This window comes from Streptomyces sp. CBMA152, assembly GCF_014596475.1.
In the GTDB taxonomy this organism is placed as follows: domain Bacteria; phylum Actinomycetota; class Actinomycetes; order Streptomycetales; family Streptomycetaceae; genus Streptomyces.
The window spans coordinates 74,755-98,477 of sequence record NZ_MECJ01000030.1 but is presented as its reverse complement, the minus strand read 5'-3'; the positions used below and the strand labels follow the sequence as shown (position 1 = coordinate 98,477).

The following is a 23,723-nucleotide window of genomic DNA, read 5'->3' as shown; positions in this document are numbered from 1 at the left end:
ATCGTCGAAGGCGCGCCGACGGACCGTCCAACGATCGCCTCCCGACCGCTTCTTGATCGCCCGGCGGCCTTTTCTTGATCGTATTTTCTTGGTCCGCCCCTGCGGCTATGGGATGCGATCCTGTTAACCACCTTGGAATGTGGGCAGATGGTTCCAGCGACGCCTGTGATCCATGTCTCAAGTCCTTCCATTTGCGCCTGTGTGGTGTCGTATGGTGTCTCAACGCCTTTAGCACTAACTCGGGGACCTTTGGCCTGCTTGGCGCGCCAAAGGTCTCTTTTCTGCACAGGGACCGGAATTTCCGGTTCCGAAGACAGTGAATGACCTATGGGCCGGGCCCCGGGCGCGAAGATGCGCCCCGGGCGTGGATCCCGGTGGGTCCGTCCTCTCTCTCCGTCACCCACGGAGCGAAACCCCTCGGGCGTAGGGGTGGGGCGGCTCCCCTGCCGGTGCCGGCCACCCCCCACCGGGCGCGACCATCGCTCACGAAGCGCGCGTCCCGAGCAAGCAAGGATCGACCATGGCGTCCAGCCTGACGAAGGACTCGGCCAGCACCACCGCCGAGAAGACCTTCTTCGGCCACCCCCGCGGCCTGGCCACTCTCTTCATGACCGAGATGTGGGAGCGCTTCTCCTACTACGGCATGAAGGCACTGCTTCCGCTGTACCTGGTGGCTCCCGGCGGCCTGCACCTGAGCGCGACCACCGCGACCGCGATCTACTCGGTGTACCTGTCGCTCGTCTACCTGCTCACCCTGCCGGGTGGCTGGATCGGCGACCGCGTCTTCGGCCCGCGCAAGACCGTCGCCATCGCCGGCGTGATCATCATGCTCGGCCACCTGACGCTGGCGCTGCCGTCGGCCGGACTGTTCTACGCCGGTCTCGGCCTCGTGGCGATCGGCTCCGGTCTGCTCAAGGCCAACATCTCGACCATGGTCGGCCACCTCTACGACGGCCCGGACGACCCGCGCCGCGACGGTGGCTTCACGGTCTTCTACATGGGCATCAACGCCGGCGCCTTCGCCGCGCCGCTGGTCATCGGCACCATCGGCGAGAAGGTGAACTGGCACCTCGGCTTCGCGCTCGCCGCTCTCGGCATGGCGCTGGGCCTGGGCCAGTACCTGATCGGCAGCCGTCACCTCAGCGAGCGTTCCGCCGTCACCCCGAAGCCGCTGAGCGCCGAGGAGCGCACCTCGACGCTGCGCAAGGGCCTGATCTGGATGGCCGTCGCCGCGGCCTTCTACATCGCCGTCGTGGCCTCCGGCCACTACACGCTCAACTGGCTGCTGGTGCCGATCGCGATCGCCGGTCTGGTCATCCCGGTCTGGGTGCTCGTGAAGATCAAGCGCGACAAGGACCTGGACGCCGGCGAGCAGTCGAAGATGTCCGCGTACATCTGGTTCTTCGCCGCCGCGGCCGTCTTCTGGATGATCTACGACCAGGGCGGATCGACCATGTCGATCTTCGCCGACAGCTCCGCCAAGAACTCGGTGCTCGGCTGGGGCTTCCCGGTCTCCTGGTACCAGTCGGTCAACCCGGTTCTGATCATGGCCCTGGCCCCGGTCTTCGCCTGGTTCTGGCTGGCGCTGAACCGGCGCGGCAAGGAGCCGAGCACGATCGTGAAGTTCTCTTCCGGTCTGGCCCTCATCGGCGCCTCGTTCTTCCTGTTCCTGGCGCCCCTGACCATCGCCGAGGGCGGTCACAAGGCCGCCGCGATGTGGCTGGTCGCGATCTACTTCGTGCAGACCGTCGGTGAGCTGACGCTCTCCCCGGTCGGCCTCTCGCTCACCACGAAGATGGCCCCGGCGAAGTACGCCTCGCAGATGATGGGTGTCTGGTTCCTGGCCGTCACCGCCGGTGACGCCACCACCAGCCTGCTCTCCATCGGCGGCGTCAACCTGGACGGCAAGGGTGTCGTCACCCTGGAGGCCGCCCTCGCGGTGATCGCCGGCTTCGCGGTCTGGATGTACCGCAAGAAGGTCAAGCAGCTGATGGGCGCCGTGCACTAGCCCGCTGTATCGCTGTACGCCAAGGGCCGCCGCACCTGTTACGGGTGCGGCGGCCCTTTCGCGTACGCGCGTACGTACGTGACGTGAGCGCTCAGCGGGTGCCGCGCAGGCGGCGCCACGGGGTGAAGGTGAAGACCGCGCCGCCGAGCAGCACGGCGGTACCTGCGATCAGACCGAGGGCGCGCAGGGCGCCGTGGTCGGACGCGCCGGTCTGGGCCAGGCCCCCGGACGACGTGCTCGCGCCGCCGCCTGTGGCGCCGCCGGACGACGTGGTGCCGCCCGAGGTGCCGCCCGGCTGGGCCGTGGTGTCGAGCTCCAGCGAGACGGGCGCCGTGCCCTTGACCGTGCAGGGGATGTTGATCTTCGAGCCGCCGAGGTCGACGTCGATCGTCAGGGTGCCCGGGCTCAGCGTCGCCTTGCCGCTCGCGCCCGGCTTGTAGGTGCCGGTCATGTCGTTGAGGCTGACCGGGTCCCCGGGGTTCAGGGGGGCGGAGTTGGGCGGTCCCGCGACCGCGACCGAGCCCTTGTCGGCGCCGCCGACGGTGACCTGCATGGACGGTTTCAGGGCGCCCGCGGGCAGCGAGGCCGGGCTGTTCATGACGCCCTTGGCGGTCTTGACGGTGAGGTCGTAGGAGCCGCCGTTCTTCTTGGCGTCGATCGTCACCTTGGAGGCGATGGTGGGCGGGCCGGGCGTCTTGCACTCGAAGGTGACGGCGACTTCCTTGCCGGGGAAGTCGGACTGGTCACCGGTGCCGCCGCTGGTGGTGCCTCCGGACGTGGTGCCGCCGGTGGTCCCGCCTGCCGTGGTGGTGCCGCCGGTCGTCCCACCGGTGGTGCCGCCGGATGTCGTGGTGCCGCCGCTCCCCGTCGTACCGCCGGACGTGGTCGTACCACCGGAGCTCGTACCACCGGACGTCGTCGTACCACCGGAGGTGGTACTACCGCCCGACGTGGTCGTGCCGCCGGACGAACTCCCGCCGCCGTCCGTCACCTTGATCGTGGCGGCGACCCCGACGGCCGCCTTCGGGGAGCACTTCGTGTCGGTCGAGAGCGGCTTGCTGACGTTGATGTTGTACTTGTCGGGCGTGAGCGTGACGTCGCCCGCCTTGGTCAGTTTCAGCTTGGCCGTCATGTCGGGCAGGACCATCGGGCTGTTCTTGGGGATCGGCGGGTTCTGCCTCGGGCCCTCCATCGCCAGGTCGGCGCTCTGGGCACCGGCCACCTTGAGGGTGCCGGTCGGCTTGACCGTGTCCTTCTCCAGATCGAGTACGTCGGGGTTCTTCGACGCGGCCTGGGTGGTCTTCCAGACCACGTCGACCTCGTCGCCCACCTTCGCCTCGGCGGGCGCGGTGATCTGCACTTTCGTCGTGCCCTCGACGGGCGGCAGGCCGGAGATGGGTGGTGGGATGCACTCGGTGGCGTAGGAGACCTCTGCCGCCGCCCGGGCGGGCACGGCGGCCAGAATGATCCCCGCGCCGCCGAGCATCAGCGCGACACCGGCCGCGCTCATCCTCCGTTGCGTGGTCACGGATTTCCCTTCGTCGTGGGGGTGTTCGGACGCTTCTCGGTCGGTGCGGAGTCCTGGGTGAACCACGGCAGGCGGGCCGTCGCCGTGGCGGAGCGGGGGTCGGCGGCGGGCGGCTGTGGTGCGGTGCCGTTGAGCTGCGGTGCGGACTCGTCGGGCCGCGCCGGCCGCTTGGACCGGATGCGTACGGGCAGCAGCGCGCGGTCCCGCCGCGCATGCCCCGCCCCGCTCGGCCTGACCTTGTCCACCACCGCCATGCCGATGCGGAACACCGCCGCCGGGACCACCAGGCACAGCAGGATCCAGAAGAGCGTGACGCCCCAGGGGCGGCCCACCCCCCACGGCTGGGTGGCGAGCACCTTCTGCGCGTACTTCACCGAGACCTGGTAGTCGCCGTGCGCGCCCGCCGACAGTTCGAAGCCCAGCTTGACCTCGGCTTTCTGGCCGGGGTTGATCGTGCCCTTCCACTGCCGGTCCTCCCACTGCGGCGCGAACACACCGTGGGAGGTGCCCAGTTGGAAGACCGGGTCCTTGACGGGGGCGGAGCCGAGGTTGCCGACCGTGAGGACGAGCGTGCGCGACGGCGGTGCGCCGAACCAGGTCAGCAACCCGTCGCTGCCCCGGAGGTCGGGGGTGGTCAGGACGGCGAGGCGGCCGCCGTCGGTCTGGGTGGGCAGCGACGCCACCGGATGGCCGGTGATCGTCAACTCGGCGTCCACGGCGGCCTGTTCACCCGTCACCGTCGCCACATGCACCACACACGGGCACGGCTTCGGGGGCGCGGCCACCGGCACCGGCTTGCTGAAGGCGCCCTTGGCGTCGGTGGTGACCGCGCGGCCGTCGGCGTTGGCGCAGGAGTTGGTGCCGCCGATCACGCCCGTACCGGGGCTCGACTGACCGCAGACCAGGAGCATCAGCAGGGCGCCGGGCCGCCAGCCCGTACCGCTCACGGTGAGCTCCGCCCCCTTCGCCGCCTCCTTCTGCGCGAGCGTCACGACCGGCTTGCCGTCGTCGGCGCCCGCCACCGGCACGAGTGCCGCACACAGCAGCAGTACCGCCGTGACCAGCGCCATCGCCCTCGTACGACTCGTACGCGGCCTCACGACGCCGCTCCTCTCCGCCGCCGGATCCACCACCAGGCCGCACCCCCCGCCAGTACGCACGCGGCGCCCGCCACCGGGGCCCAGGGCACGAACACCGCCGAGGCCGACGCCTCGCCGCGCGCGCCCCCGTCCGCCGTGACCGTGAGGCGGACCTCGACGCGGTCCAGGGCGGGCGGATGCGGCCATGGCTCGGTCAGCTCGACGCGGCGGCCGGGCAGCAGCTCCAGCGGGAGCGGCCGGGCCGGGCGCCGCAGCGGATGCCCGACGATCCCGTCGGCGCGTACGGCCAGGCTGGGCGTGAGGGTGGTGTTGCCCCGGTTGACCAGGGCGTATCGGATCAGGGACCGGCCCTCGTCGACGGTGACGTCCTCGACGGTCAGCGCGGCCAGCGTCGGGCCGCCGACCCGCAGCCGCAGCCCGACCCGCGCCTCGCGGCCGCCACCGGACGCCACCAGCGCCGCCGGATGATCACCGGGCTGGGCGCCTGCCGGGACCGTGACCGAAAACGGAACGTCGGCCCGGGTGTGCGGCGGGATCCGCACCTCGGCGGCGGCGAGGGCGATCCAGGGATCGGCGTCGGGCCGTACGGTGACGGCGCCGGTGGCGGTGTTCTCCGCCGCCGCCCCGCGCAGCCGCAGGGTCAGCGGGCGCCCGGTCGGGTTGGTGAGCGCGACCTTGTCCTCCAGGACGGAGCCGGGCGCGCCCTCCAGATAGAAGTACGGTCTGCCGTCACCGGTGGGCCGGGAGCCGCCGCCCGGTGCGGGCGCGGCGCTCCAGTCCGTGTCGGCCGCGCGCGCGGCCGGGGCGTCCAGGACGAAGAGGGCGAGGGCCGCGGCGAGAGCGGCCAGGCGGATCGGGTGTGGCGGCATCGGCGGCTCCCCGTCGGTATCGGGCCCAGCGTCTACGGAGTCAGCCGTGGGCTCGTTGCCCGCGCCGGGTCAGCCACAGCACCCCGGCAGCGCCCGTGAGCAGGACCGTGCCACCGAGCGTGCCGAGCGCGACCGTCGAGTCGAGCGGGCCGGTCTTGGGCAGCGGGTCGGCGGCGGAGGCGCCGGGCGCCGCCTTGACGTCGAGGGAGAGCGAGGGCCCGGGGCTGTTGCCGGGCTTGCAGGTGGTGACGGTGCCCAGCGCCTTGATGGTGAGGACCGAGGCCGTGAAGGTGACCTTGCCGGACGCCTTTGGCGTGTACGTACCGCTCAGGTCGCTGATCTTGATGGGGCTGTTGGCGGGGATCTCGGCCGAGTTGGCGGGCCCGGCCACCGCGACCGTGCCCTTGTCGGCGCCGGCCAGGTTGACGACCGCGCTCGGGTTCATCGCGCCCGGGCCGAGCGCGACCGGGCTGGAGGAGACGCCCTTCTGGAACGACATGGTCAGCTTGTAGGCGCTGCCGCTGGGGACCGCCTTGATGTCGATGGGCGACACCGCGCTCTTGGCGCCGATCGGCGTCTCGCAGTTGTAGTTGACGTCCACGACGTCGGCGTGGGCGGCCGGGGCGGCCATCAGCACCACCGGGCCCGCCACGGCCGCCGCCAGCGCGAGTGCTGTCCGCTTCTGGTACGACACGTGCGACACCTCGAATTTCCCTCGTTCCCGAGGCCGTTCAAGTTACTGACGGCACATCAGATTGGCCGTCAAGGTACGCCGGGGACCTTGTCGAGGGAAGACACACAACACACCGGAGTGACGCCAGTGTTCTGGGCGCCACTGTTCGCCGGTGCTCCACGCGGGCGCGACCCCGCTGTTCTCCGCGCGATGCGACGCCCGTGCGCTACGCGGGGGCCGCGAGCTCCGCCCAGACCGTCTTGCCGGGCACGCCCGGGGTCCGTACGACCCCCCAGTCCAGGCAGAGCCGCTGCACGATGAACATGCCGTGGCCGCCGGGCCGCCCCGCGCGGTGCGGGGTGCGCGGCGCGGGCTGTCCGGCGCCCCGGTCGGTGACCTCCAGGCGCAGCACCTTCGGGGTGCACGAGACCCGCAGCTGTTCGGGGCCCTCGGCGTGCAGACACGCGTTGGTGACCAGCTCCGAGACGACGAGCAGCACGTCCTCGGCGGCCGCGCGCCCCTCGGCGGTGGCGGCCGGGAGCCAGCCCCAGTCGTGCAGCGCCTGCCGGGTGAAGTCGCGTGCGAGCGGCACGATGCCGCTCGCGCCGTACAGGGCGAGGACGCGCGAGGCCGCGGCCGGAGCAGCTCCGTCCGGCTCGGGGCCAAAGTCGCCCGGCGGATGCTGCCGGGTGGTGCTCATCAGCGCTTCACCTCACCGAATCACCGAATGCCAACGTCTTGAGTCTGGTCTCCTGCCCCGCCGCGCCGGGGTCAGTCGTCCAGTGCCGCATCGAGCGAATCATGCACGGTGAAAACCGCTTCCGCGCCGGTGATCTCGAAGACCCGGGCCACCACGGGGAGCATGCCCGCGAGGTGCACCCCGCCCCCGGCGGCCTCGGCTTTCAGCCGGGCGCCGAGCAGCACGTTCAGTCCGGTGGAGTCGCAGAAGTCGAGCCGTGAACAGTCCACGACCAGCCGGGTGCGGCCCGCCTCGACCGCCTTCTCCAGCGGCTCGCTGAGCAGTTCGGCCGTGTGGTGGTCCAACTCGCCGACGGGCGTGAAGATCTCGCTGCGGCCGTGCGACCTGACGCCGACCTCCAGCCGGCCCCGATTCGCGCTGCCGACCGTGCCGCGGTCCATGCCCGTCCCTCTTCGCCGTGGTTCGCCGTTGCCCGCAGATGCGGTGGCCGTGTTCCCCGTCACACGTGACGCACCTCTCCGTGCAGATGACGGCACACGGGTCTGTACACGCGGACTCCCCGAGAACACTACGCCTTCCCTACGCCCTCTGGAAGCGGAACAACACAATGAACCGGACATATAGGGGCATTCCAGCCTTGCGGGCTTACAGCCAAAGCGGGTAGGGGTAGTAGAGACAGCTTTTCACTGCGACCGGCCACGGAGGCGCCGCACACCGCATCGCCACGTATGGGCATCGGCAGCCATATGCCGAGAACGATGAGGAGACCCCATGTCACCCCGGCTCGACGAATCCCTGGATACGTCGGCAACGCACATGCCGCACCCCCCGCTCGAAGGACTGGAGGATCTCCCCGAGATCCCTCCGTACGACGAGATCGCCCCGCTGGACGCGCGGGCGCTGTCGAAGACGCTCTTCGCGCGTCTCGACTCCCTCGAAGAGGGCACCCACGAGTACTCGTACGTCCGCAACACGCTCGTCGAACTGAACCTGGCCCTGGTCAAGTTCGCCGCCTCGCGCTTCCGCTCCCGCAGCGAGCCGATGGAGGACATCATCCAGGTCGGCACGATCGGCCTGATCAAGGCCATCGACCGGTTCGAGCACGACCGCGGCGTGGAGTTCCCGACGTTCGCGATGCCGACGATCGTCGGCGAGATCAAGCGCTTCTTCCGCGACACCTCCTGGTCGGTCCGGGTCCCCCGGCGCCTCCAGGAGCTCCGCCTCGACCTGGCCAAGGCGGGCGACGAACTCGCCCAGCAGCTGGACCGGTCACCGACGGTGGGCGAGCTCGCCGAACGCCTGGGCATCACCAGGGAAGAGGTCGTCGAAGGGATGGCGGCGAGCAACGCGTACACCGCGAGCTCGCTGGACGCCCAGCCCGAGGAGGACGACAGCGAGGGCGCGCTCGCGGACCGGATCGGCTACGAGGACCACGACCTCGAAGGCGTCGAGTACATCGAGTCGCTGAAACCGCTGATCGCCGAACTCCCGCACCGCGACCGCAAGATCCTGTCGCTGCGGTTCGTCGCCAACATGACCCAGTCCGAGATCGGCGAGGAGCTCGGCATCTCCCAGATGCACGTCTCCCGCCTGCTCGCGCGCACGCTGTCGCGGCTGCGCAAGGGGCTGACCGTCGAAGAGTGACCGCGGAGTGACGGTCGCCCGTCGGTACGCCTGTGCGAGGGCCCGTTCCTTATGGGGACGGGCCTCGCGCGTTGCCCGGACATTGCCCTGGGCATGCCTCACGCATTGTTGACGAACCGTGCGGTCTGGGTCACATTGAGCGCGGGGCAACCGGGGGGTCTGGGGGGACTCATGCCGTACGAGACCACGTGCTCGACGCTCGAAGAGACCATGCGGGACCGGCTGGGGCGCGAGTGCCTGTACGTGCCCTCCTGCCGCCTCGGACTGTATGTGGCGCTGCGCCACTGGTGCGCGCCGGGCGGGCGGGTCCTGATGTCGCCCGTCAACGACGACGTCATCTTCTTCGTGGTGCTCGCGGCCGGGCTGCGGCCCGTCCAGGCGCCGCTCGACCCGCGCGACGGCTCGATCGACCTGGCCGCCGTCCCCGAGGACGTCTGGCCGGGCCTGGCCGCCGTCCTCACCACCAATCTGTACGGGAACCCGGACCCGGCGCCCGCACTGCGCGCCAAATGCGACGCGTCGGGGATCGCGCTCATCGAGGACGCGGCGCACGCCATCGGCAGCGAGGTCGGCGGACAGGCGGTCGGGACGTTCGGGGACGCCTCGGTGTTCTCGCTCTCCAAGCACACCGCCGCCAAGGCGGGCGGCTTCCTCGCCGTCGCCGACCCCGGACTGCGCGAGGCCCTGGTCAAGACCCGCGACGAGTTGCTCGATCCGCCGCGCCGGACGGCCGAACTCGCCTACTGGACACGCCCGTACGCGGAAGCCGCCGTACGGGGAGCGCACCTCGCGCCCGCCGCCTGGGCGGTGCTGCGGATGCTCGGGCTCCAGGAGCGCGACGACATCCGGATGGCGCTGAGACCCGACGAGCTGGGACGGGCCGTCGCCGCCGCGCCCGACCTGGCCGCCTTCCACTCCTGGGTGCGCGTCGACATGCACGACTACCGCACCGGCGCGGGAAAGCTCCGGCTCGCCAGGATCGGCCGCAAGATGGCGCGCCTCGACGCCGTACTGGACGGACACCGGGCCGGGACCGAGCGGCTGCTCGCCACCGAGTGGGCGCGGCCGAGGCCGGGGCCCGCACAGCCGCTGTTCCGGGTGCCGCTGCTGGTCGAGGACCGGGACGCGGCCCGCGCGGCGCTCGCCGAGGCCCGGATCACCGTCGGCTACCTCTACGACCCGCCGCTCGACGACTACGCGGGCGCCGCCTTCACCGACCCCTCGCCCGCCCCCGGGGCCGCGCGCTGGTTCGCCCGGCACGCCCTGCCCGTCGACCCGCTGAAGGCGGAGCTCGCCGTCCGGGTCCTGGAGGAGTCCGGGGCCCGGCCCGCGACGGGCGGCCCCGCCGGTGTCTGACACCACGTCCGACGCACGCCGGGACGGCGTCGGGGACGGCGTGGACACCGGGGATCCGGACGCCGTGGACGAGCCATCGGGCGGCAGCGGCGACTCCATGTTCCGCAACGCCTACGCCCTGATGCTCTCCACGGCCGTCTCCGCCGCCCTGGGCCTGGGGTTCTGGCTGGTCGCGGCCCGCTACTACAGCGAGGAGTCGGTCGGCCAGGGCTCCGCCGCCATCGCCGCGATGCGGCTGCTCGCCTCGATCGCCGCCTCCACCATGATCGGCGCGATCGTGCGCTATGTGCCGCGCGCGGGCCGGTCGACCGGGCCGCTGGTCGTCCGCGCGTACCTCACGGGCACGGTCGTGGTGGCCGTGGCCAGTGTCGGCTTCCTCTTCACGCTGCCGCTGTGGGGCGCCTCGTACACACCGCTGCGCGGGCTCGCGGCCGGGGCGCTCTTCATCGTGGCCTCGGTCGCCTGGGCGATCCTCACCCTCCAGGACGGGGTGCTCACCGGGCTGCGCAAGGCGATCTGGGTGCCGGTCGGCAACGCGGTGTTCTCGCTCGGCAAGCTGCTGCTGCTCGCTGCCTGCGCGAGCCTGACCCTGGGCGTCTTCGTCTCCTGGGCGGCGGCGATGGCCCTGTCGATCCTGCCGCTCGGCTGGCTGGTCTTCCGCCGGCTGATCCCCGCGCAGGAGCGCGCCGACCGCGACCGGCCGGTGCCGGAGCTGCGCGAGATCGGGCGCTTCCTGGCGGGCGACTCGGTCGGTGCGCTGTTCTCGCTGGCGATGATCAATCTGCTGCCGGTGATGGTCGCGGTCCGGTTCGACGCCACGCAGAACGGATTCTTCTATATCGCGTACACCGTCGGCGGAACGATGGAGTTCATGGCCATCAACATGGCCTCCTCGCTCACCGCGCACGCCTCGCACAGCCCGGACCGCCTCGCCGACGGCGTACGGGCGTCACTGCGGCGGATGTCGCTGCTGCTCGTCCCCGTCGTCCTCTTCCTGATCGTCTTCGCCCGGCAGATCCTCGCCCCGTTCGGCGCGGACTACGCCGAGCACGGCACCCTCGTCCTGCGCCTGCTCGCGGCGGCAGCCCTCCCCCGGGTGGCCGTCGAGCTCTACATCGCGGTGCTGCGCGTCCAGGGCCGTACCGGCGTCCTCGCGCTGCTCCAGGGCGCCATGTGCTCCCTGGTCCTCGGCAGTGCGGCGGTCCTGCTCGGCACCACCGGCATCGCGGGCGCGGGCTGGGCGGTCCTGGTGTCGATGACCGGCATGGCGCTGGTCTCCGCGCCCGGCCTGCGCGCGGCCCTCGCCGGGCGCGCCACCGTCCGTACGCCCCGTACGAAGCGCAGGCCCGACAAGGACGCGGCGTACGGCACCAGCTGGGCCCGCAGGGCGGCGGACGCGCGGACCGAGGAGGCCAAGGAGTACGGGACGCGCTGGACCACCCAGACCGCGTACCTCAGCGGCGGCCTCGACACCGGCACCCCGGCGCTCGGCATCCCGGTCTACGTCCCCGTGAGCGCGCCCGGCCCCGCGACCGCGACCACGCTGCATCTGCGGACGATCCCGGCTCAACAGGCGGACGGCGGGGACGAGTCGCTGCTCACCACCGTGCTGTGGCTGCTCCTGGGGCTTGCGGCGGGGCTGTTCTGGGTGCCGCTGTCGCGCGCCGCCGACATCGACTCGGACCGCGTCGACGGCCCCGGGCTGCTGCGCGCGCTGCCGCCGGTCTCGCTCACCGCCGGGGTGCTCCTGATCGTGGTGTGCAGCGCGGCCGTCTCGCTCTACCGGGCCCGTCCCGGTCTGCTCGCCGCCGGGCTCGGCGTGACGGTGGCCGCCCTGCACACCGCGCCGCTGATCCTCGGCGTACGGCCCGACCCGCTGGCCGGACCCTGGCACGGGCCCCTGACCCGGCTGCTCACGGACGTGGCCGGGCTGGACTCGCCCGCCGGGGCCGAGCGCTCTCTGCCGATCGCCCTCCAGGTGCTCTGCCTGGCGCTGATCGCGGTGACCCTGATCGCCCTGGGCGCGCACTGGCGGCTCACCTCGGTGCTGGTGTGGGTGCTCGCGGTGGCGGGGTGGGCGGCGCAGGAGGCGTTCGCGGGGGCCGCGCTGCCGGTCTTCGTGGGACTGTGCGCGGTGGCGGCGGTGGCGGTGGGTTTCCGCCGCCGGTACGGGAGTTGACCCGTCACTTACGGGTCTCGGGCCTCGCCCGCGTGCGCTCGGCGGCGCCGCGCGTGGCGGCGGGCAGCGGGAGGCCCGGGAAGGCGGCGGCGACCGAGGAGAAGACGGCGAGCGAGATCAGGAACGCGGTCGCCGAGAACCCCTTCACCAGGAACAGACAGGTCGACACCAGCGCTCCGAAGGAGAGGCTGAGCGGCGCCGCCAGCGCCAAAGCCTCCAGGCGCGCGCCCGGCCGCAGCGCGCCGGGCTGCGGATAGAGCAGCGCGAAGCCCGGGCCGAAGCTGACGAAGAGCAGCACCGGGATCCAGCGGGCCGGCCACGCGTCCGGCAGCGCGGTCGCGGCCAGCGCCACCCAGCCGGAGAGCGCCACGGCGACGCGGATGCTGTTCTGGTTCACGGTCACGGCAGCGGGCCTCCGGTCGGCGGGCGGGCGATGGACCTTGGGTCCTCAAGAACGTCGGGGCTGGTACTCCAGGACGGTCGCGTACGCGTTGCGGTCGATCACATGGAACAGCGGGGACGCCTCCAGCTTGGTCCTCAGCTCCTGGAACCCGCCGGGCGGCAGCAGTCCCTCGCCGGAGGTGTAGATGTCCTGGGTGCGGGTGAGCAGCACGAACGCGGGTCTGCCGTCCTTCGGCAGCTGCGGCACCAGGAACCCCGCCGGGTCCTTGAGCATCCGGATGTTCTCGGGCAGCGTCTGCTCCACGAAGAACCAGTGCTCCAGCTGGTCGTAGCGGTGCAGCGCCATCGGGAACGAGCCGGTCGCGGCGAGGATCAGCGAGCCGCGCGGGGCCTGGTCGATCACGCGGGTGACCAGCGCGGTCTCGGCGGGCGGTGTGTAGTACATCCGCTCCTTGCCGTAGTACGCGGGCAGGAACCCGGCGACGAGCGCGAGCAGCACGGCGGGCAGCGCCACGGCCGCGATCCGCCGCCGCGCGACGGGTCCGATCCGGATCCGTACGGGCAGACGTACGGGCTCCTTGGCGCCGCCCGGAGCGGGCACCAGGGCGGCGGCGGCGAAGAACGCGGCGCCGGGCAGCCCGAACAGATAGACCCGGAAGAGCATCTCGCCGCCGTAGTCGTTGATCGCGAACATCGGTACGGGCGCGATCGAGATCAGCAGCAGCGGCAGCGCGCTCTTGAGCAGCTTGCGCCGGGTCAGTACGGCGAAGGCGACGAGCGCGGCCACCACGAGCACCATCACGATGTCGGCCCGGCCCTGCAACACGGGCCCGGGGCCGGTGAGTTCACCCGCGTACCCGGCGCGCGAGTTGTTGAGGAGGTTGCCCGCGGACTCCTTCAGCGAGTCCAGCGTCTCCACGAACAGCTTGCGGCCCATCGTCAGGTCCCAGATCAGCATGATCACGCCGGTGACGACGAGCAGCCCGGGGTTGCGGTAGCGGCGGGTCAGATTGAGCGCGAAGAGGCAGACGCAGAGCATCACCGGGGTGAGCTGGTGGGTGAAGTTGATCGCGGCGATCAGCGGCGCCAGGATCAGTACGCAGACCGCCCGCTGGCGGGCCGTGGTGGGCGGCGGCACGGAGGCGGCCGCCGGGTCCAGGTTGGCGCGCGAGCGCAGGTCACCGGCTGCTCCCGGCCGTACGAAGTGCCGTAGGACCACGGCGAGTACGGACAGATGCAGGATGAGCGCGAGGCCCTGCGGCGAGAAGTAGTCCTGGCCCACCCAGTTGGCGACCTCGAAGATCCACACGCCGGTCCACACCAGCCGCCAGTCCTCGGCGAAGGTGCGGTAGATCAGCACCAGGACGGGGATGAGGATCACCCCGTAGAACAGGGCCGCCCAGTTCAGATACGACTGGGTGGTCTCCACGCCGAAGGCGCGCACCAGCGCCGAGTTGAGCGTGAAGAAGCCGGGCCACTGGTCGTAGGCGGCCATGTTGCCGGAGAGCGGGGTGTTGGGGTGCAGCTCCTGGTTGACCAGCAGATGCGAGACGACCGCGTCGTGCTTGGAGGCCCAGGGGTAGCGCACCGAGTTGTACAGGATCGCGGTCGGCGCCTTCAGGGCGAAGAGCAGCGCCACGCTGTACAGACCGGGCCACCAGGGCGCGGTGCCCGCCCGGCGCAGACTGACGACGAACCCGGCGGTGAGCACGACGAGGGAGAGGAAGAACGCGAGGGGCAGCTTGTCGAGCAGGCCCCAGTCGCCCATGTGCCGGTAGTCGATGTGCGGCAGCGCGTACAGCCAGAGCGCCGTGGCGACGACCAACGGCAGCCAGGTGAACAGTATCTGAGGTCGCATCAGATCCGGCGGCAGCCACTTCGGGACGCGTGCGGAGCCGTCCGTCCCACTGTCGTCGCCGCCCTGACCCGGGGGCAGCGCACTGCCTTCGGTCACCGGCGCGGGCACGCGTTGCTGCACAGTGCGACTCCCCCCACAGATGTGGTGCGGCCGTCACGCCGCCGTCCCCTGGCTGTCCCCTTCAGCGAAGTATAGGAACATCCTTCGCGTTTGTGATGCTGTCGTACGTTCCTGTCGCGGACGCGATCACCCGGCGAAAACGGGCCCCCGCGCCACCGCCCGGGCCCTGCGGTAGAGCCTCCATCCGACCGTCGCCGCCGAGTCCCGGTACGGCGCGACCCGGGCCCCCTCACCGGCCATCCACGCCTCGACGTCCGCCGCGGTGTGGGTGCGGCGGACGATCAGGCGGGAGATGCGGTACGAGTCGTCGGCGGCCGAGCTCAGCGCGTGCCGCACCGCCACGGCGCTCGCGTACCCGGCGGCGCGGGCGGCCCGGCGCACGGCGGCGCTGTTGTAGCCGTGCGGATAGGCGAGATGGGCCACCTCGTGGCCGAGCGCGTCCTCCAACACGGCCTTGGAGTCGGCGAGTTCGCGCCGCAGCACCTTGGTGGTGAGGGTGTCGAGCTGGGGGTGCGAGACGGTGTGGCCGCCGATCTCCATCCCGTACTGCTCCAGCAGCTTCGCGTCGTCCAGGGTCATCATCGGCGCGGGCGGCAGCAGCGAGCGGCCGCCCGGGGTGATGGCGCCCGTGGTGAGGTACGCGGTCGCGGGCAGGGCGCGAGCGGCGAGCGCGTCGGCGGTGGGGCCGGGCAGATCGGCGAAGCCGTCGTCGAAGGTGAGCGCGACCGGCCTCGGCGGCAGCGGCGCCCGCCCGGCGAAGTGGTCGGCGAGCGCGCCGACGGTGACGGGCGTGCGTCCACTGGCCACGACCGCGTCGAGGTGCGCCGCGAACTGCCGTGGTGTGACGGTGAATTCGGCGATCCAGGCGGGCGGGTCGGGCCTCACGGCGTGGTAGAGGAGGACGGGGATGCGGTCGCGCATGGTGGGGGCGGTCTGCGGCCCCGCTGCGGTGTCCCGACGCGTCATCGGGTCGGCTCCCACGGGCGGCGCAGGCCACGGACCCGGTAGCGCGCCCGGAGGTACCCGAGCGGGCCGTACAGCATGCCCCGGCGTTCCAGGCGGGACAGGCCGCGCGGCCATGGGTAGTCCTGGGCGCCGTGCTCGCCCGGCACCGACTGCTCGCCCGCCTCGCGGTGGGCGCTGATGGTGAGGGCGTGCGCCGCGCCGCGCGGCAGCCGTCTGAGCAGTGCGGGAAGCAGGCCGGGGCGGCGGACCAGGAGCGCGGTGAGGTACGCGGTGAGCCCGGCGCCGTAGCCGTACGCCTGGTTCTCCAGGTCCTGCCAGGTCTCGCGGTGGTGGTGCCAGACGAGCGCCTCGGGCGTGTAGCCGAGGCGGTGTCCGGCGACGACGATCCGCGCGAACGCGTACAGGTCGTCGCCGCCCCTGGCCGGGGTTCCGGTGCCGGTGGCCGGGTCGAAGCCGCCCACGGCGCGCAGGGCGTCGGCCCGGAACGCCATGTTGGCACCGGAGCCGAATCTGCCCGCGGTGAACGGGAACAGCGGCTCGTCGGCGGGCGGCCTGGCCGGGTCGAAGCGGCGCGGCGCGAAGCCCTTGGTGAATCCGCCGTGGCTCTCCAGCAGGATCTGCGCGGGCGTACGCAGCCGGGCGGGCAGGATCAGGCCGGTGACGCAGGCGAGGCCCGGGTCGAGCGCGAACGGCGCGGCGAGCGAGGAGAGCCAGCGCCCGTCCGCCACCACGTCGTCGTCGGTGAACGCCAGAATCGTTCCCTCGGCCACGGCGACGCCCCGGTTGTGCGCGGCGGCGAGCCCCGGCACGGGCTCGCGGACGTAACGCACCCCGCGCGCCGCGTAGCCGTTCTCGACGAGCTCGCGGGTCTGGGCGGTCACCGGGTTGTTGTCGACGACCACGATCTCGTAGTCGGGATGGTCCTGCACGAGCAGCGAGTCCAGCGCGCGGGCGAGCTGCCCGGCCCGTTCGCGGGTGGCGACGACGACGGTGGCGCGGGGCAGTCGCGCGAGAGCCGTGGACCCGGATCTCTCCGCGCGGTCCTCCGGGACATGCCCCGCCAGCTGTTTACGGGCCGCCGCCGCCAGCACCTCCGCCGCGTCCTCGCCCGCCCTGACCCGGCCGATCACCGTGCCGACCGGGCGCCCCCGCAGCCGTACGAGGACGTACACCTCACCGGCGGCGATCGGCGGTCCGCCGGGCGCGGGGGTCAGCGAGAGCACCCCGCCGTCGAGCCCGTCGAGGTCCAACTCGCCGACGCCGATGCCCCCGTGGACGCCCTGCTCCCGGACGATCTCCTCGGCCTCCGGCATGCAGGGCGTGTGTGCTCTGTGTGCGTGTCCGGTCCTACGACGTGACATGCGACTCCCCCGTCATCCTCCGGGTGGTGCGATGGCGGGGCTACTGCCCGCGCTGCAGGCGTCCCGCCTGCTTCAACGTGCGCTGGGCGAGGGCGGCGAGCCCCGGCCTCGCGCGGACGAAGGCGTGCGCGCGGCGGGACGGCTCGCGGCCCAGCCAGTGCAGCGCGGCGCCCGCGCCCGGCCGCACCGCCGCGCCCTCGTGCACCGGGATCTCCCCGGTCTTCAGCGCGTCCTTGTACTCGGCGGCCCCCCGCCCCAGATCCAGCACGCCGATCCCGGCCCCGGCCGCCGCCTCGGCCATGCGCAGATGCAGCACGAGCCCCGGCGAGTACTTGGCGAACTCCGGGTCGTACGAGGGGAACCAGCACGACAGCACCGTGCGCGAGCGCAGTCCGAAGTGCGCGGCGACGGGCCGGTCGGCGGCGTACAGGACGGACAGGACGCCCGCGCAGCCGGGCGCGTCCGTGTGCGCCAGATAGCGCACGAGGGTGCTGATCCACTCCTGCGCGAACCGGTCGCGGCGGCCGGTGCGGCGGTACTGCGCGGACTTCCACTCCATCAACTGCCGCAGCGCGCCCGGATCGCGCTCGTCGAAGACGAACCGCAGCTCGCCCGCCTGCCGCCCGAGCCGACGCTCCTTGGCGGTGGTGGTCCTGAAGAACTTGGGCGAGCGGACGCGCAGACCGCTCTCGTACGCCTCGTATCCCGCGCCGACGTCGACCACGAACGACGGATACGCGGCGGCCGCGCCCGGCACGAACAGCCCCTGCCCCGCCTCCAGATTGTCGAACTCCCAGGCGGAGAGAGAGCAGGAGCGCAGCAACTCCTTTGCATCCAGGGCGAGTTCGGGCCGGGCCACGATCCCCTGGCAGTCCGAGACGCGGAACCCGATAGCCCGCCCCCGCCCCAGAGCGCCCTTCTCGTACGGGAAGAACGCGGCGGGTTCACCGTCCTCGTGGACCACCGCCACCCTCGCCGAGGGCCGTACGTGCGCCACGGCGAGGGTGAACTCGGGTTCCATGAAAGGGTTCGCGGGCGCGCCCGACTTCGCCCGTATGTCACGCCATATCTCCAGCTCACCGGCGTTCAGCTCGCCGGGTCTCACGACCCTGGTACGGCCACCGCGTCCACCGCTCAACTCGACCCCCCGGTCCACCCCTGAGCACGCTGCCAAGGACGGTACCGGTCGAAATGTCGGGACGATAGGGAAAGACCGGCTCTTGTGACCGTACGGTGAAGGAGGCGGCCGGGGGCTCGCCCTAGAGTTCGAGCGCGGCCGTTACCGCGGCCTCCGCGTGGAGTCGCGTGGTGGGGAACACCGGTACCGGGCTGTGTTCCTGACGGATCAACAGCTCGATTTCCGTGCACCCGAGGATGACACCCTCGGCCCCTTCGTCGACGAGCGCCGCGATGACGTCCTGGTAGGCGCGCCGCGACTCGTCCTTCACCACGCCGAGGCACAGCTCCTCGTAGATGACGCGGTGCACGAGCGCGCGCCCGGCGTCGTCCGGGGTGAGGACGTCGAGGCCGTGGGCGCGCAGCCGGTCGCGGTAGAAGTCCTGCTCCATGGTGAAGGCGGTGCCGAGCAGGCCGACCCGCCGGATGCCCCGGGCCCGTACGGCCTGGGCCGTCGCGTCGCCGAGGTGGAGGAGCGGCACGGAGACGGCGGCCGCGACCTGGTCGGCGACCTTGTGCATGGTGTTGGTGCAGATCAGGACGAGATCGGCACCGGCCGCCTCGACGCCCTTGGCGCCTTGGGCCAGGATCTCCCCGGCCCGCTCCCACTCCCCGGCGCTCTGCAGCTCCTCGATCTCGGCGAAGTCGACGGAGTGCAGTACGCAGCGGGCCGAGTGCAGTCCGCCGAGCCGTTCGCGTACGAGCTCGTTGAGAAGCCGGTAGTACTCCGCGCTGGACTCCCAGCTCATGCCGCCGATCAGGCCGATGGTCTTCATCGGCCCACTCTAGGCGTGCGACTCATGGGCTCCTGCGGCACGATGGCGAGCAGCATCCGATGAGGAGATCACCATGAGCGCAGTCATCGCCGTCACCGGAGCCGGTGGGGCCGTCGGTGGGCGGGTGGCCCGGCGGCTCGCCGATGAGGGGGTGGCGGCCCGGCTGCTCGGGCGCAACCCCGCGCGGCTGCCGGAGCTGCCCGGCGCGGTGAAGGCGCCGCCCGCCGCGTACGGGGACGGTCCGGCGATGCGCGAGGCGCTGGCCGGGGCCGACACGCTCTTCCTGGTGTCGGCGCACGAGGCCCCCGACCGGGTGCGCGACCACGTCACGGCGGTGGACGCGGCCGTCGCCGCCGGTGTCTCGCGCATCGTGTACGTGTCGTTCCTGGGCGCCGCCCCCGACGCCACCTTCACCTTCGCCCGCGACCACTGGCACACCGAGCAGCACATCCGCGCCTCGGGCCTCGCGTACACGTTCCTGCGGGACAGTCTCTATCTCGCCGGGATCGCCGCGATGGCCGGGGCGGACGGGGTGATCCGGGGCCCGGCCGGGGACGGGCGGGTCGGGGCCGTGGCGCACAAGGACATCGCGGACGTGGCCTCCGCCGTCCTGCTCGGCGACGCCTCCGAGCACGCCGGGGCCATCTATGACATCACCGGCCCCGAGGCCTTCACCCTCGCCGACGCGGCGCGCGAGCTGAGCCGGGTGTCGGGCCGGGAGATCACCTACGCGGCCGAGACCCGCGAGGAGGCGTTCGCCTCACGCGCGGGCTACGGCGCCGAGCGGTGGGAGGTCACCGGCTGGGTGAGCTCGTACGAGGCGATCGCGACCGGCGAGATGGCCGCCGTCTCGGACACCGTGCCCCGGCTGACCGGCCACAAGGCGCAGTCGTTCGCCGAGTACCTGGAATCCCACCCCAGGAGCTACGCGCACTTGACGCCCTGACGCCAGACGTCGCTGATCAGGGGCACGCCCGGCCGGTAGGCGAGGTGGACGTGGCTGGGCGCGTCGAGCAGCGCGAGGTCGGCGCGGGCGCCGGGCGCGATCCGCCCCACGTCGGTGCGCCGCAGCGCCGCGGCGCCACCGGCCGTCGCCGCCCACACGGCCTCGTCCGGGGTCATCCCCATGTCCCGTACCGCGAGCGCGATGCAGAACGGCATGGAGCTGGTGAAGGACGAGCCCGGGTTGCAGTCGGTGGAGAGCGCGACGGTGACGCCCGCGTCGAGGAGGCGCCGCGCGTTCGGCCACTGCGCGCGGGTGGAGAACTCCGCGCCCGGCAGCAGCGTCGCCACCGTGCGGCCGCTCGCCAGCGCGTCTACGTCGGCGTCGGTGAGGTGCGTGCAGTGGTCGGCGCTGGCCGCCTCCAGCTCGACGGCGAGCTGGACGCCGGGGCCGTACGTGAGCTGGTTGGCGTGGACGCGGGGGGTGAGCCCCTTGGCCTGACCTGCGAGGAGGACGGCCCGGGCCTGGTCCCCGTCGAAAGCCCCCTTCTCGCAGAACACATCGACCCAACGGGCGTACGGGGCGCAGGCGTCGAGCATCTCGCCGGTGACGAGGTCGACGTATCCGGCGGGGTCGTCGGCGTAGTCGGGCGAGACAATGTGCGCGCCGAGGTACGTCACCTCATCGGTGTGCTGGGCGGCGATGCGCAACGCGCGGGCCTCGTCCTCGACGGTGAGCCCGTACCCCGACTTGGTCTCGAACGTCGTCGTGCCCTGCCGCAGCGCCTCCGCGATGTACCGCCCGACGTTCGCGCTCAGCTGCTCGTCGGTGGCGGCGCGGGTGGCGGCGACGGTGGTCCGGATCCCGCCCGCCTTGTACGCCTGCCCCGACATCCGGGCGTTGAACTCCTGGGTGCGGTCGCCGGCGAACACGAGGTGCGAGTGGGAGTCGACGAATCCGGGGATTGCCGCGCGGCCCTCGGCGTCGTGGTGGTGGTCGGCGTCCGGCGCGTCCTTGGCGTGGCCGACCCAGGCGATGGTGTCCCCGTCGATCACGACGGCGGCGTCCTCGATCTGGCCGAGGGGGCCGGTGCCGAGGGTGGGGTCGTTGGTGACGAGGGTGGTGATGTTGGTGATGAGGGTGGTGCTGGTGGTCATGGCTTCCTCTCAGTGATTTGTCCCCGCCCCGCCCCTTCCCGAAAGCCTCCGGCGGATGGCGTTCGTCTGCGGGTGGGTGGGGGCTAGTCGCGCAGTTCCCCGCGCCCCTAGGTAGTTAGGGGCGCGGGGAACTGCGCGAGCAACCCAGCACGGTCCGCAGACGAACCGGGGTGCAGGGGCCGCAGGCCCCGCCAGGGGTTCAGGGGGCGGAGCCCCCGAGGGGGTGCAGGGGCGCAGCCCCGCTCGGGGTCCGGGGCCCCGCCCCCGGGAAACCCACCTCCACCCCCACCCACCCTCGGAGAGTTTCGGGAAGGGGCGGGGCGGGGGTCACTCCCGTAGGGACGCGATCGCTTCCGTCAGGGCCGTCGCCGCGTCCGGGATCGCCAAGTGGACGCCGTCGCGGACCACGGGGCGGCCCGCCACGACCGTGTGGCGGACGTCCGCCGACGACGCCGCGTACACCGCCGTCTCCGCGCCGAGCCGAGCCACCGGCCCCGCCGTACGGACGGAGTCGAGCGCGACGGTCGCGAAGTCGGCGCGCGCGCCCACTTCGAGACGACCCGCGTCGCTCCAGCCCAGCGCCGCATGCCCGAACGGCGAGGCCGCGCGCAGCAGCTGCGCGGCAGTCCAGTGCCCCCGCGTACGCGTCCGCAGCCGCTCGTTCAGCTCCATCGCCCGCGCCTCTTCGAACAGGTCGATCACCGCGTGGCTGTCGCTGCCCAGGGAAAGGGGGGATCCGGCGCGTTCCAGCTCCACCGCCGGACCGATGCCGTCGGCGAGGTCGCGTTCCGTCGTCGGGCACATGCACGTACCCGTCGCCGACGACCCGATCAGCGCGATGTCCTCATCCGTCAGATGGGTGTTGTGGACGCCCGTCGTCCGCTCCCCCAGCACCCCGTGGTCCGCGAGCAGCCGCGTCGGCGTGCACCCGTGCGCGGCCAGGCACGCCTCGTTCTCGGCGACCTGCTCGGAGAGGTGGACGTGCAGCGGCGCGCCGCGCTCGCGCGCCCACTCGGCGACCGTGCCCAACTGGTCGGCGGGCACGGCCCGTACGGAGTGGATCGCCGCTCCCAGACGTACGCCGTCACGCGGTTTCAGCAGCGCGGCCCGCTCCGCCCACGCCTCGGCGTTCCCGTCCGAGAAGCGCAGCTGGTGCGTGGACGGTGCCTCGCCGAAGCCCGACGACAGATAGGCCGTATCCAGCAGCGTGATGCGGATCCCGGCCTCCTGCGCGGCCGAGATCAGCGCCTCGCCCATCGCGTTGGGGTCGTCGTAGGGCGTGCCGCCGGGCGCGTGGTGCAGATAGTGGAACTCGCCCACGGCCGTGATCCCGGCCAGCGCCATCTCCGCGTACACACCGCGCGCGAGCGCGTAGTACGACTCCGGGGTCAGCCGGGACGCGATCGTGTACATGACCTCGCGCCAGGTCCAGAAGGTGCCCGAGCCGACCTGGACGGTGCCGCGCAGGGCCCGGTGGAAGGCGTGCGAGTGGGCGTTGGCGAGGCCGGGCAGGGTGAGGCCGCGCAGGGCCTCGGCGCCGGGGGGCGGCGCCTCGACTCCCTTGCGTACGGCGGAGATCCGCCCGTCCGCGACCTCCACCAGCACGCCCGGTTCGACCTCGGGGTCGAGCCAGGCGTGCTCCAGCCAGTACGACGTCACCTGCACGCCAGGCCCTCCAGAACATCGGCGAGTGCGATCACCCCGGCGACGCAGTCGTCCTCGCCGGCGTACTCGGCCGGGGAGTGCGAGACGCCGGTGGGGTTGCGTACGAACAGCATGGCGGTCGGGATCGCCCCGGAGAGGATCCCGGCGTCGTGTCCCGCGCCCGTGCCGAGGACGGGGGTGTGCCCGCCGAGGATCTTGGCGAGTTCGTCGCGCAGGGCATGCTCGAACTCGACGACGGGCGTGAACGACTCCCGTACGACGGTCAGGTCCACGCCGTCCCGCTCGGCCCGCTCCTTGGCGGCCTGCTCGATCGCCGTGACGACGGTGTCGAGGGTCGCCTGGTCGGCGGCGCGCGAGTCCAGCCAGCCGCGCACCAGCGACGGGATGGCGTTGACGCCGTTCGGCTCGCAGGAGATCTTGCCGAAGGTGGCGACGGCGCCCGCGAGTTCGGCCTCGCGACGGGCGGCGAGGACGGTCTCGGCGTACGTCAGCATCGGGTCGCGCCGGTCGACGAGGCGGGTGGTGCCGGCGTGGTTGGCCTCGCCCGCGAAGTCGAACCGCCAGCGCCCGTGCGGCCAGATCGCCGAGGCGATGCCGACGGCGTCGCCGCTGAGGTCGAGGGCGCGGCCCTGTTCGACGTGCAGCTCGACGAACGCGCCGATGCGGGCGAGGCGTTCGTGGTCCGGCCCGATGGCGTCCGGGTCGTATCCGGCGCGCTCCATCGCCTGCGGCAGGCTGATCCCGTCGGCGTCGCGCAGCCGGTGCGCGGCCTCGACGGTGAGCTGGCCGGAGGTGAGCCTCGATCCGACACAGGCCAGTCCGAACCGGGCGCCTTCCTCGTCGCCGAAGTTGACGATGGCGAGGGGGCGGGTCAGTACGGCCCCGCGTCGCCGCAGCTCGTCGAGCGCGGCGAACGAGGACACGACGCCGAGGGGCCCGTCGAAGGCGCCGCCGTCGGGCACGGAGTCCAGATGCGACCCCGTGACGACGGCGTCCCCGGCGGCCGGGTCCCCGTCCCAGGCCCACTGGTTCCCGTTCCGGTCGAGCTCGTACGTCAGCCCCCGGACCTCGGCCTGCCCCTGGAACCACGCGCGGCACTCGGCGTCGGCGGCGGTCCATACGAAGCGCCGGTACCCACGGGTGTCGGCGTCGCGCCCGATGGGCGCGAGGTCCCGCCACATGTCGTGGAACGAGGGGGCTTCCCCCACCCCACCCGGGGGCTGCGGGGCCGACGGGGTGCCC

The 23,723-nt window shown here is 72.4% G+C and carries 20 protein-coding genes; 5 read left to right on the top strand and 15 right to left on the bottom strand.

What is annotated here, in order from left to right; all coding sequences use genetic code 11:
• Positions 1 to 520 precede the first annotated feature (520 nt).
• Positions 521 to 2,008 (top strand): oligopeptide:H+ symporter, encoded by a 1,488-nt coding sequence (locus BG418_RS31065; protein ID WP_188277374.1) that lies wholly within the window; start codon positions 521 to 523, stop codon positions 2,006 to 2,008.
• A 91-nt stretch (positions 2,009 to 2,099) separates the two neighbouring features.
• On the opposite strand, the gene BG418_RS31060 is transcribed toward BG418_RS31065, so the two are convergent.
• The 6 genes from BG418_RS31060 to BG418_RS31035 form a co-directional block, all read right to left on the bottom strand.
• Complete coding sequence (locus tag BG418_RS31060) at positions 2,100 to 3,518, bottom strand: hypothetical protein (RefSeq protein WP_188277422.1); 1,419 nt, start codon at positions 3,516 to 3,518, stop codon at positions 2,100 to 2,102.
• Between the two features lie 14 nt (positions 3,519 to 3,532).
• Entirely contained in the window at positions 3,533 to 4,606 is a 1,074-nt protein-coding gene (locus tag BG418_RS31055) for a hypothetical protein (RefSeq protein ID WP_188277421.1), read from the bottom strand.
• A 26-nt stretch (positions 4,607 to 4,632) separates the two neighbouring features.
• On the bottom strand, positions 4,633 to 5,505 hold the full coding sequence (locus BG418_RS31050) for a hypothetical protein (RefSeq protein WP_188277373.1): 873 nt from the start codon (positions 5,503 to 5,505) through the stop codon (positions 4,633 to 4,635).
• Positions 5,506 to 5,545: 40 nt separating this feature from the next.
• Positions 5,546 to 6,199: a peptidase gene (locus tag BG418_RS31045; protein ID WP_188277372.1), complete on the bottom strand. Its 654-nt coding sequence runs from the start codon at positions 6,197 to 6,199 to the stop codon at positions 5,546 to 5,548.
• A gap of 205 nt (positions 6,200 to 6,404) precedes the next feature.
• On the bottom strand, positions 6,405 to 6,878 hold the full coding sequence (locus BG418_RS31040) for an ATP-binding protein (RefSeq protein WP_188277371.1): 474 nt from the start codon (positions 6,876 to 6,878) through the stop codon (positions 6,405 to 6,407).
• A 71-nt stretch (positions 6,879 to 6,949) separates the two neighbouring features.
• A complete protein-coding gene (locus BG418_RS31035; RefSeq protein WP_188277370.1) occupies positions 6,950 to 7,318 on the bottom strand; it encodes an STAS domain-containing protein in 369 nt (122 codons plus the stop codon).
• Positions 7,319 to 7,649: 331 nt separating this feature from the next.
• On the opposite strand from BG418_RS31035, the gene BG418_RS31030 reads away from it, so the two are divergent.
• From BG418_RS31030 to BG418_RS31020, 3 genes are all read left to right on the top strand, one after another.
• Positions 7,650 to 8,522: an RNA polymerase sigma factor SigF gene (locus BG418_RS31030; RefSeq protein WP_188277369.1), complete on the top strand. Its 873-nt coding sequence runs from the start codon at positions 7,650 to 7,652 to the stop codon at positions 8,520 to 8,522.
• A 171-nt stretch (positions 8,523 to 8,693) separates the two neighbouring features.
• A complete protein-coding gene (locus tag BG418_RS31025) occupies positions 8,694 to 9,878 on the top strand; it encodes a DegT/DnrJ/EryC1/StrS family aminotransferase (protein WP_262928623.1) in 1,185 nt (394 codons plus the stop codon).
• The gene (locus tag BG418_RS31020) at positions 9,871 to 12,057 is read left to right on the top strand and encodes a lipopolysaccharide biosynthesis protein (protein WP_188277367.1); all 2,187 of its coding nucleotides are present in this window, start codon (positions 9,871 to 9,873) and stop codon (positions 12,055 to 12,057) included. The genes BG418_RS31025 and BG418_RS31020 overlap by 8 nt, the downstream gene beginning before the upstream one ends.
• Before the next feature lie 4 nt (positions 12,058 to 12,061).
• On the opposite strand, the gene BG418_RS31015 is transcribed toward BG418_RS31020, so the two are convergent.
• The 6 genes from BG418_RS31015 to BG418_RS30990 all read right to left on the bottom strand — a co-directional run bounded on the left by BG418_RS31015 (position 12,062) and on the right by BG418_RS30990 (position 18,716).
• Positions 12,062 to 12,460 carry a hypothetical protein gene (locus tag BG418_RS31015; RefSeq protein WP_188277366.1) on the bottom strand — a complete coding sequence of 133 codons (399 nt, stop codon included), beginning with the start codon at positions 12,458 to 12,460 and terminating at the stop codon, positions 12,062 to 12,064.
• 45 nt (positions 12,461 to 12,505) lie between these two features.
• Positions 12,506 to 14,437: a hypothetical protein gene (locus BG418_RS31010; RefSeq protein ID WP_188277365.1), complete on the bottom strand. Its 1,932-nt coding sequence runs from the start codon at positions 14,435 to 14,437 to the stop codon at positions 12,506 to 12,508.
• A 126-nt stretch (positions 14,438 to 14,563) separates the two neighbouring features.
• Entirely contained in the window at positions 14,564 to 15,358 is a 795-nt protein-coding gene (locus BG418_RS31005; RefSeq protein ID WP_188277420.1) for a polysaccharide deacetylase family protein, read from the bottom strand.
• 41 nt (positions 15,359 to 15,399) lie between these two features.
• A complete protein-coding gene (locus tag BG418_RS31000; protein WP_188277364.1) occupies positions 15,400 to 16,716 on the bottom strand; it encodes a glycosyltransferase family 2 protein in 1,317 nt (438 codons plus the stop codon).
• 88 nt (positions 16,717 to 16,804) lie between these two features.
• The gene (locus BG418_RS30995) at positions 16,805 to 17,869 is read right to left on the bottom strand and encodes a GNAT family N-acetyltransferase (RefSeq protein ID WP_317453815.1); all 1,065 of its coding nucleotides are present in this window, start codon (positions 17,867 to 17,869) and stop codon (positions 16,805 to 16,807) included.
• Between the two features lie 154 nt (positions 17,870 to 18,023).
• The gene (locus BG418_RS30990) at positions 18,024 to 18,716 is read right to left on the bottom strand and encodes an aspartate/glutamate racemase family protein (RefSeq protein WP_188277362.1); all 693 of its coding nucleotides are present in this window, start codon (positions 18,714 to 18,716) and stop codon (positions 18,024 to 18,026) included.
• Positions 18,717 to 18,789: 73 nt separating this feature from the next.
• Here BG418_RS30990 and BG418_RS30985 point away from each other — a divergent pair, with 73 nt between their 5' ends.
• Positions 18,790 to 19,662, top strand: coding sequence for an NAD(P)H-binding protein (locus BG418_RS30985; protein ID WP_188277361.1), 873 nt, complete (start codon positions 18,790 to 18,792; stop codon positions 19,660 to 19,662).
• Here the strand turns inward: BG418_RS30985 and hutI are convergent.
• From hutI to BG418_RS30970, 3 genes are all read right to left on the bottom strand, one after another.
• Positions 19,641 to 20,816 carry an imidazolonepropionase gene (gene hutI, locus BG418_RS30980; protein ID WP_188277360.1) on the bottom strand — a complete coding sequence of 392 codons (1,176 nt, stop codon included), beginning with the start codon at positions 20,814 to 20,816 and terminating at the stop codon, positions 19,641 to 19,643. The genes BG418_RS30985 and hutI overlap by 22 nt on opposite strands.
• Positions 20,817 to 21,143: 327 nt before the next feature.
• The gene (locus BG418_RS30975; protein ID WP_188277359.1) at positions 21,144 to 22,481 is read right to left on the bottom strand and encodes a formimidoylglutamate deiminase; all 1,338 of its coding nucleotides are present in this window, start codon (positions 22,479 to 22,481) and stop codon (positions 21,144 to 21,146) included.
• Entirely contained in the window at positions 22,472 to 23,662 is a 1,191-nt protein-coding gene (locus BG418_RS30970) for an allantoate amidohydrolase (RefSeq protein WP_188277419.1), read from the bottom strand. The genes BG418_RS30975 and BG418_RS30970 overlap by 10 nt, the downstream gene beginning before the upstream one ends.
• Positions 23,663 to 23,723: the final 61 nt, after the last annotated feature.